This is a genomic window from Ensifer sp. YR511, from assembly GCF_900103045.1.
Taxonomy (GTDB): Bacteria; Pseudomonadota; Alphaproteobacteria; order Rhizobiales; family Rhizobiaceae; genus Ensifer; species Ensifer adhaerens.
In genome coordinates this window covers 90,230-97,601 of sequence record NZ_FNGR01000025.1, presented here as the reverse complement: position 1 = coordinate 97,601, position 7,372 = coordinate 90,230, and the positions used below count along the sequence as shown (strand labels likewise).

The window sequence follows — 7,372 nt, the reverse complement described above, 5'->3', positions numbered from 1 at the left end:
GCAAACGCCGCCCCCGCGGCTCGAGGAAACCGCGCGACGGCACTTTTCCTGCTGCCTGCAGGATATCGCAACGTCCTGATTTCGTTGGTGATCGTTCGCAGTTCGGGCATTGGGAAGGCGACTTGTTGATCTTCCAACGTGACTTAGGCAACGCCAACGTAACCTCGCTGATCGAGCGCAAGAGCCGTTACACCGTGATGATCAAGAACCCGAGCCGGCACTCACGACCCATCATGGACAGGATCATCGAAACGTTCTCTCCCTTGCCAGCCTTTGCCCGGCAGAGCTTCACCTTCGATCGCGGCACGGAGTTTACCGCTTTCAGGGCTTTGGAAGATGGCATCGGCGCGCGGAGCTGGTTTTGTGACCCCAGTGCACCGTGGCAGAAGGGTGCGGTGGAAAACACCAACAAGCGCATCCGCCGGTTCATGCCAGGCGATACCGATCTTGCAGCCGTGTCGCAACGCAAGCTCGTCCAGCTTGCGCGCCATCTCAACAATCAGCCGAGAAAGTGCCTCGACTACAAGACGCCGGCCGAAGTGTTCCGGGCACATTTGCAAGAGGGAGGCTGAACCCCTACCCTGAAAACCGGCGTGTTGCACTTCAGTTAGGATCTCCCGCGTTGCGTCAATCCCTTGTGAGCGTAATCCCTCGCCGAGTGCTTGCTTCTGTCCGCAGTCGGCGCTGTGCCGCTGTTCTATGGTGTCTGCCAAGGAAGGTTGGCCAATCTTTGAAGGCGCAGTCATCGCGTGCTGCTGATCGCATAGCGGCCTAACCTATCCACCGTCCCGGCGAAGGGACCTTGCTCCGGTGGACTGATGGTTGTGCCCGTCCGAAAACCTGTCTTGTCGTCTCCTCCGATCAAGCCACCAGGGTGGGCGCTCCCTGATGCGCGATGAAGGTGGGCCGCCTCGTAGAGCGCGGTTCGCACGCTGCCATCGCCGATCTTCGAGATGCGACCGCTATGATCGGTCTCGCCCGATTGATATTTCCTTGGCGTCAATCCGAAGTGCGGCCCCACGGCGCGTGACGATCGGAATCGCTCCGGCGCATCGATGGCCGCCACAAACGTCAGCGCCACCAGGACGCCAACGCCGGGCGTCGTCATCAACCTGAGGGCATTGTCGTCCTGACGGGCGATGGCGCGCAGCGTGCGCTCAAAACCTGCAAATTCTTGCACCAGCGCGTCGCGTACCTTCAGCAGCGAAGAGGCGATCGCTTCCAAGGTCGAATGGCCTGCAATCAGTTCGCGAATGCGCCCCGCGTAAGTGCACCGCGTCGTCGGCCCGACCTTGAGGCCGAAGCCGCGCAGGATGCCCCGGATGCTCATCTCGATGTCGTGAAGCTTGCCCTGAATGAGCTTGCGGGCAGTCAGCAGCGCACGCACCTCCTGGGCGGCGAGAGATTTGCAGTGGACCGGCCTGAACCAGCCAAGCCGCATCAACTGCACAATGCCGCGGGCATCCTTCTTGTCGGTTGACCAATGCGCTCCATCATCGCGCCATGCGCGCCGAACCAGGCGATCAGCGCATCGGGCTCGCTGAGGATCTTTGCTTCCCGGACGATGCGGCCATCCGCATCGACCACGCACACACTCGAGTATTCCAGGGATACGTCGATGCCCGCATACTGCTTCATGGTCGTTTCTCCGTGATGCTATGGAGCAGGCCACTCCTGACTTCATTGTGAGGGACGACCACCGGCCCTTCAAACCTGCCGTGCCGGGTGAGCCCGTTACACCATCTTAGAGTGTATAAGGGGAGCGAACCAGCGGTCGGCCGATGAACAGGAGATCAGCTTCACCTCTTTCCTGGACTCGTGTAGAGCTCGCCGGCTCTTTCGCTAGCTGCCGCCACCGCGTCCGACACTATGTGAAGCAGCGTTTTCGGACCGATTTTCAGAGCAGCCATCCCTGCGGCAGTCGTACCATTGGGGCTCGTTACATTCTTAATGAGCGCCGCTGGCTCCTCATGGCTCGACTGGGCAAGTTTCGCCGCTCCAAATACGGTCTGTTTTGCGAGCATCAAAGCGAATTCATCAGATAGCCCCGCATCAACACCTGCCTTCTGAAGCGCCTCGATGAAGTGAAAGACGTAAGCAGGTCCGGAACCGGACACAGCGGTGACGGCGTTCATGAGGGCTTCGTCATCGACAAACGATACCAATCCCAGTTGGGAAAGAAGCGGTAACGTTACTACCCGATGGCTTTCTTTGAAGTGTCGATTGGCGCAACAAACGATCATTCCCTCGCCTATTGCAGCGGGCGTATTGGGCATACACCGAATGAGAGGAAGTGGTTCTTTCACATTCTGGGCCATTTCGTCCAACGTCACGCCAGCCGCAACGGACATCACGAACCCATCCTTGAAAATCAGGCTGCTGCAGTTTGAAACAATCTCAGCAACGAACCTAGGTTTCGTCGCGATGACTACGACGTCGGCTTTCAGATTACCCGGCATCTCGTGGGGCGAACCATATGTATCGGCCCCAAGTTCGCCGGCCCTCATACGCATATCTTCGTTCGGCTCGATGACTGTAATCGACCAGACGGCGTTCGCAGTCCACATCTGGAGCATCGCGAACCCCATGCTTCCTGCTCCCACCAAAATGATACTCGTCATCACCGTTCCTCACCCTGCAAGTTGCGTATTGGCCGGTAACGCCAACTTTCCCGTCCGCGAAAGCTAAAGGCCTTGCAGGCCTTCCCTGTCTTGCTCGTTCCAAAAAAAACCATCCGGTGTGGGTCGGACTCCGAAAATGGCCGCCCCGACGCGCACGATCGTCGCCCCTTCGTAAATTGCCTCTTCGAAATCCGGTGTCATCCCCATGGAAAGATGATGCAGATCGACACCGGCAATCCCGAGCTCCTGGATACTGTCGCGGACCTGGCGCAGCGCTGCAAAGCACTGGCGCGCGCGATCTCCCGTTGCAAACAGCTTGCCTATCGTCATCAGACCCCGAATTCTAAGATTTTTCAGGGTGGCAACTTGCCGGACGAGTGCTTCCGCAGCATGGGGCGGGATGCCAAACTTGCTCTCTTCATAGGACGTGTTTACCTGAACAAAAACGTCCAGTTGTCGCCCCAGCGTGTCGAGCCGCTTGTCGAGCTTCTCAGCGAGATGGAGGCTATCCACTGAATGGATACAGCTGACATAATTCAAAACCTCATTGACCTTATTGGATTGAAGATGGCCTATGAAGTGCCGTTCATACGAGAACGATTGAAGGGGTTCGGCTTTCGACCGGAACTCCTGGACCTTGTTCTCTCCTAGCAACCGGCAGCCCGTTTCCAGCGCGATAGCCACACGCTCGGGGGGTACGGTTTTGGTGGCCAACAACAGTTGGACATCCGCCGGTTTGCGGCCGGCCCGCTTGCAGGCGCGATCGATGCGCAACCGCACGTGTTCGATATTGGCCTCGATAATCTTTTTGTCCGACATGAACGATCCAACCCGGTTACTTGTCATCGAGAAGCGGGCTTTGGCTTGAAGTCGGCCGCGTGTCCGGCCGATAACAAGACCTTGCCTATGCTGGCGGCCGCCTGACGAATACGCTGCTCATTCTCCACAAGGGCGACACGGATGTGGTTGTCCCCCTGATCGCCAAAACCGATTCCTGGCGCAACTGCGACGTTGGCTTGCTCAATCAGTCGCTTCGAAAATCCAATTGAACCGAGGTCAGAGAACCTCTTGGGGATCGGCAGCCATGCGAACATGCCTGCATCTGGCGGTGGGACTTCCAAGCCAGCTTCAGTGAAGGATTCCACCAGGACATCGCGTCGCCGGCGGTAGATCGATCGTATCTCCGCAATCTCGGAACCGTCCCCTTCAAGCGCGGCGGCCGCGGCCATCTGGATCGGCGTAAACGCGCCGTAGTCGAGATAGGATTTTACCCGCATAAGTGCGGCCAGCAGGCGCTCGTTGCCCACGGCGAAGCCCAACCGCCAACCCGGCATGGCAAACGCCTTGGACATAGTCGTGAACTCTACCGCCACCTCCGCAGCACCGTTCACCTGTAGCACCGAAGGCGGCGGCTCGTCGCCGAAGTAGATTTCGGCATATGCCAGATCGGAAAGCACGATCAAATGGTGCTTTCTCGCAAAAGCGATAACATCCTTGTAGAAATCCACACTCGCGACATGGCCCGTAGGGTTGGCTGGATAGTTCAGCACAATGGCAATCGGCTTGGGGATCGAATGGCGGATGGCGCGCTCGACGGGACCGAAAAAGGTATCGTCGGGAAGCCCTGAAATAGAGCGGACAACTCCTCCCGCCATGATAAACCCGAAGGGATGGATGGGATAGGTCGGGTTGGGGCACAAAACGACGTCGCCAGGTGCTGTGATCGCCTGTGCCATGTTTGCAAATCCCTCCTTTGAGCCGAGGGTGGCAGCCACTTCGGTTTCAGGGTTGAGCTTCACACCGAACCGCCGTGCATAGTAAGCGGCCTGTGCGCGCCGCAGATCCGCTATCCCTCGCGAGGTGGAGTAGCGGTGGGATCGCGGATCCATCACCGCCTCGCGGAGTTTCTCAACGATCGCTGGCGGCGTGGGCATGTCCGGATTGCCCATACCGAGATCGATGATGTCTACGCCGTTTGCGAGTGCACGCTCCTTGAGCCGGTTTACCGGCTCAAACACGTAGGCAGGCAGGCGTTTAATTGTGTGAAAGTCAGCCATGTGCTTTCTCGCTCGCAGGGTATTTGCCTTGCGGCCGGGGTCGACCGCGTGGCTGCAGCAAGTTGCCTCGCGACCGAATCCGCCGGCTCGTCCGTTCATCCGCGCAGGCGGCCCGATGCAAGCAATTCGGAGATGTAGTCGGGAACGGCAACCCCCTCCATCAGGTTCGGCGCCGGCTCGACGGGGATTAAACGCTGCTCCATGGGAACGACCCCGGCCCACACCGGATGGTTCGCATCCTCCGGGTCGTTGGGATGTCCTGTGCGCACCTTTGCTGTCGCCTCTTCGATGTCCATGTACAGGACCGCCGTCGCTTTCAATTCCTGGGGCTGCATGGGACGAAGCGTGTCCCAACGGCCCGGAAAAAGCCCGTCCACGAAATCACGTAGCGCAGCGAGCTTCTCGTCGTCGCCCTCCAGGAACTTCGCCTCCCCGAAGACCATGGCCGATCGAAAACGGACCGAGTGAAAAAATGCCGATCGCGCAAGCACGTAGCCGTCCATGAAGCTGCAGGTTAGGCAGACCTGGGTGTTAGCGGCCTTTCGCAGGAAACGGCTCGCTGCCGATCCATGCCAATAAACGCGGTCGCCTGCCCGCCAGTGCAACGTCGGGGTGACATAAGGCGCCCCATCGATCGTGTAGCCGACATGACACAGTGGCGCTTCGTCGAGGATTTTGTGGACCTCCTGCCGCTCGTGCGAGCCGCGCTCGTGCAATCGCCGAATCCGCGTCCGCTCGGTGGTCGGGTAGGCATCGATGGAACTCTTCTCTTTCATGATATCCTCATTGATGAATGACAGCAGTTGTCTGCAGCGCTCCTGGTCGCAGAAGAGCTACCTCCGGCGACTTGGGCCGGTTGATTTTCAGTTTCCGGGTGAGCAAGTGGGACAGCCGCTAAGCGCGGCGAGCTTCGCTGGCGGGGTTTTCCGCGCGCGCGTCAGCATCCAACGGCCAGATAGGGCGCCTTATTTTCCTGTAGGCAAACTGCTTGAAATTCCTCGAGACGACTCCGCCGGAGTCCACGTAGATTAACCGGCGGGAAATCGGCTCGAAGTCCGCCCGAAAATGGTTCACCGCCTTGCAGACGAGAATGTTTTCCTCGTCCGGATCGATACCAAAGATCCGCAGTTGGGCCCTATCGTCGATCTGTTCCCGTTCGGTCGCGATGATCACGCGTACACCTTCGATATCGACCAGGCAGCTTGGACCGAAATACGTTCTCGTACCGGTGAAATAGGGGCCGGCACGGAACGCGACACCATCGGAAACCGTCAGCACGCGGGCCGTGACATGCAAAGGGCTGCCGCTGTAGACCGCGTGGAGTCTTCCGCCAAGTTCGAGCTCGACGATGGTGTTTACGCCAGCGGCAAGGCATTTTTCGACAGCGGCCGGATCGGCGATTGATGCAACGACCACTCCTTCGATCCTTGCCTCGATCAGCGCCTTGAGCATATTGGTGTTGTCGCCCATACCGGCGCCGCCCGGACAATCTGTGAAGTCGCCGATCAGCAAGGGCCCTTTAGACGTTGCCGGTTCGCGCGCGATCCGAATGACTTCGTCTATCCCCAACATGTCGACAGTCTTCTCGGCCTTCGTCTGCCACGCATATTCGATGAGTTGGTCGGCAACCGATTGAGCGAGGGTTTCATCTCCGTCGTATGTGACCAAGACGCTTGGCCCGGTGGAGTATTTGTCCGCCCAGTCGAATCCCGCATGAATGGCGATGTCGAGGATTGAAGGATGGTTTTCGATCTCCTGAGCGGCCAGCCTGTTGATCCCGCCCATCGGGCCATGCCCTGCTATCGTACGACCCATGTCCAGAGCATCGAACATGGGGAGCTGCGCATATGCAACCCGAGGATTGATTTCTCCCGCCATTGTCCGCTGCAGCAACTCTCCGGCGCGCAGCGCGGCCTCATATTGGTCAACGTGCGGCGTCGTGCGATAACTGCTGACGATGTTTGCCTGCTCGGCGACCGCCGTGCCGATGTTTCCATGAAGATCGAACGTTACGGCAATGGGCGTCTCGGGTCCGATCAGTGCCCGTACGCGCCGCAGCAGTTCTCCCTCAGCGTCATCAAGACCATCGACCAGCATTGCCCCGTGCAGCACCAGGATAACGCCGTCCACGGGAAGATTGCTCACAAGCTCCTTCTCGATGATGGCGCTGAAGTATTCAAAGGCTTCTGCAGTCACAGGCCCGGACGGGACCGTGTGGGCAAACAGAGGGTGAAGCAGGCTCCATCCCAACCGGTCCGAAAGATCGAAGATCGCACCTAACTCGCTTCTCGTCCCGTGGAACTCGCTTCTGACCTCGTCACCGACGAGAATACCTCCGGTTGATTTGAAGGTCGCAAGGTCGGCCGGGATTGGGCAGAAGCTATGGGATTCATGCATCAGCCCTGCGCAAAACACCTTCAAACTCTCGCTCATCATGCCGTCCTCGTATCCAATTTCTCACATGTGAACCGAATGTGAGGGCAACAAGCGGTCGAATGAAATGGCCATTTCCGTGAAATCCGTACCATCCATTTTTTCGACGGGTGCCGCCCGGTGCACTCCGCCCCACCCAGGACAAGTGGCATGGCCGACCCAGCAGTAAATGGCACTTCTCCTGGTGCCATTTCTGCTCTCCTCATGAAGGCAACAGAGCGGACCTAACAATTCCAAGGCCGAATGGGTGCCGCTGCCGCT

7 protein-coding genes and 1 pseudogene are annotated in these 7,372 nt (G+C 58.6%); 1 reads left to right on the top strand and 7 read right to left on the bottom strand.

The window, feature by feature from the left end; all coding sequences use genetic code 11:
* A partial coding sequence (locus BLU15_RS29185) for an IS30 family transposase (protein ID WP_143034284.1) occupies nucleotides 1-572 on the top strand: 572 nt, incomplete at its 5' end.
* A gap of 326 nt (nucleotides 573-898) precedes the next feature.
* On the opposite strand, the pseudogene BLU15_RS40960 reads toward BLU15_RS29185, so the two are convergent.
* The 7 genes and pseudogenes from BLU15_RS40960 to BLU15_RS29150 form a co-directional block, all read right to left on the bottom strand.
* Nucleotides 899-1,120 (bottom strand): annotated as a pseudogene (locus BLU15_RS40960) (transposase); the annotation flags it as partial.
* Between the two features lie 320 nt (nucleotides 1,121-1,440).
* The gene (locus BLU15_RS40955; protein WP_371590140.1) at nucleotides 1,441-1,638 is read right to left on the bottom strand and encodes a hypothetical protein; all 198 of its coding nucleotides are present in this window, start codon (nucleotides 1,636-1,638) and stop codon (nucleotides 1,441-1,443) included.
* Nucleotides 1,639-1,799: 161 nt separating this feature from the next.
* Complete coding sequence (gene proC, locus BLU15_RS29170) at nucleotides 1,800-2,621, bottom strand: pyrroline-5-carboxylate reductase (RefSeq protein ID WP_090300201.1); 822 nt, start codon at nucleotides 2,619-2,621, stop codon at nucleotides 1,800-1,802.
* Between the two features lie 63 nt (nucleotides 2,622-2,684).
* Nucleotides 2,685-3,440 (bottom strand): YggS family pyridoxal phosphate-dependent enzyme, encoded by a 756-nt coding sequence (locus tag BLU15_RS29165; protein WP_090300199.1) that lies wholly within the window; start codon nucleotides 3,438-3,440, stop codon nucleotides 2,685-2,687.
* A gap of 23 nt (nucleotides 3,441-3,463) precedes the next feature.
* The gene (locus BLU15_RS29160; protein WP_090300197.1) at nucleotides 3,464-4,678 is read right to left on the bottom strand and encodes an LL-diaminopimelate aminotransferase; all 1,215 of its coding nucleotides are present in this window, start codon (nucleotides 4,676-4,678) and stop codon (nucleotides 3,464-3,466) included.
* Nucleotides 4,679-4,773: 95 nt separating this feature from the next.
* Complete coding sequence (locus BLU15_RS29155; RefSeq protein WP_090300195.1) at nucleotides 4,774-5,454, bottom strand: pyridoxamine 5'-phosphate oxidase family protein; 681 nt, start codon at nucleotides 5,452-5,454, stop codon at nucleotides 4,774-4,776.
* 118 nt (nucleotides 5,455-5,572) lie between these two features.
* Complete coding sequence (locus BLU15_RS29150; protein WP_090300210.1) at nucleotides 5,573-7,111, bottom strand: M81 family metallopeptidase; 1,539 nt, start codon at nucleotides 7,109-7,111, stop codon at nucleotides 5,573-5,575.
* Nucleotides 7,112-7,372 lie beyond the last annotated feature (261 nt).

Bases quoted from the DNA above. Each gene is read 5' to 3' on its own strand.
- BLU15_RS40955 (WP_371590140.1), bottom strand. From the start codon at position 1,638: ATGAAGCAGTATGCGGGCATCGACGTATCCCTGGAATACTCGAGTGTG.
- proC (WP_090300201.1), bottom strand. From the start codon at position 2,621: ATGACGAGTATCATTTTGGTGGGAGCAGGAAGCATGGGGTTCGCGATG.
- BLU15_RS29165 (WP_090300199.1), bottom strand. From the start codon at position 3,440: ATGTCGGACAAAAAGATTATCGAGGCCAATATCGAACACGTGCGGTTG.
- BLU15_RS29160 (WP_090300197.1), bottom strand. From the start codon at position 4,678: ATGGCTGACTTTCACACAATTAAACGCCTGCCTGCCTACGTGTTTGAG.
- BLU15_RS29155 (WP_090300195.1), bottom strand. From the start codon at position 5,454: ATGAAAGAGAAGAGTTCCATCGATGCCTACCCGACCACCGAGCGGACG.
- BLU15_RS29150 (WP_090300210.1), bottom strand. From the start codon at position 7,111: ATGAGCGAGAGTTTGAAGGTGTTTTGCGCAGGGCTGATGCATGAATCC.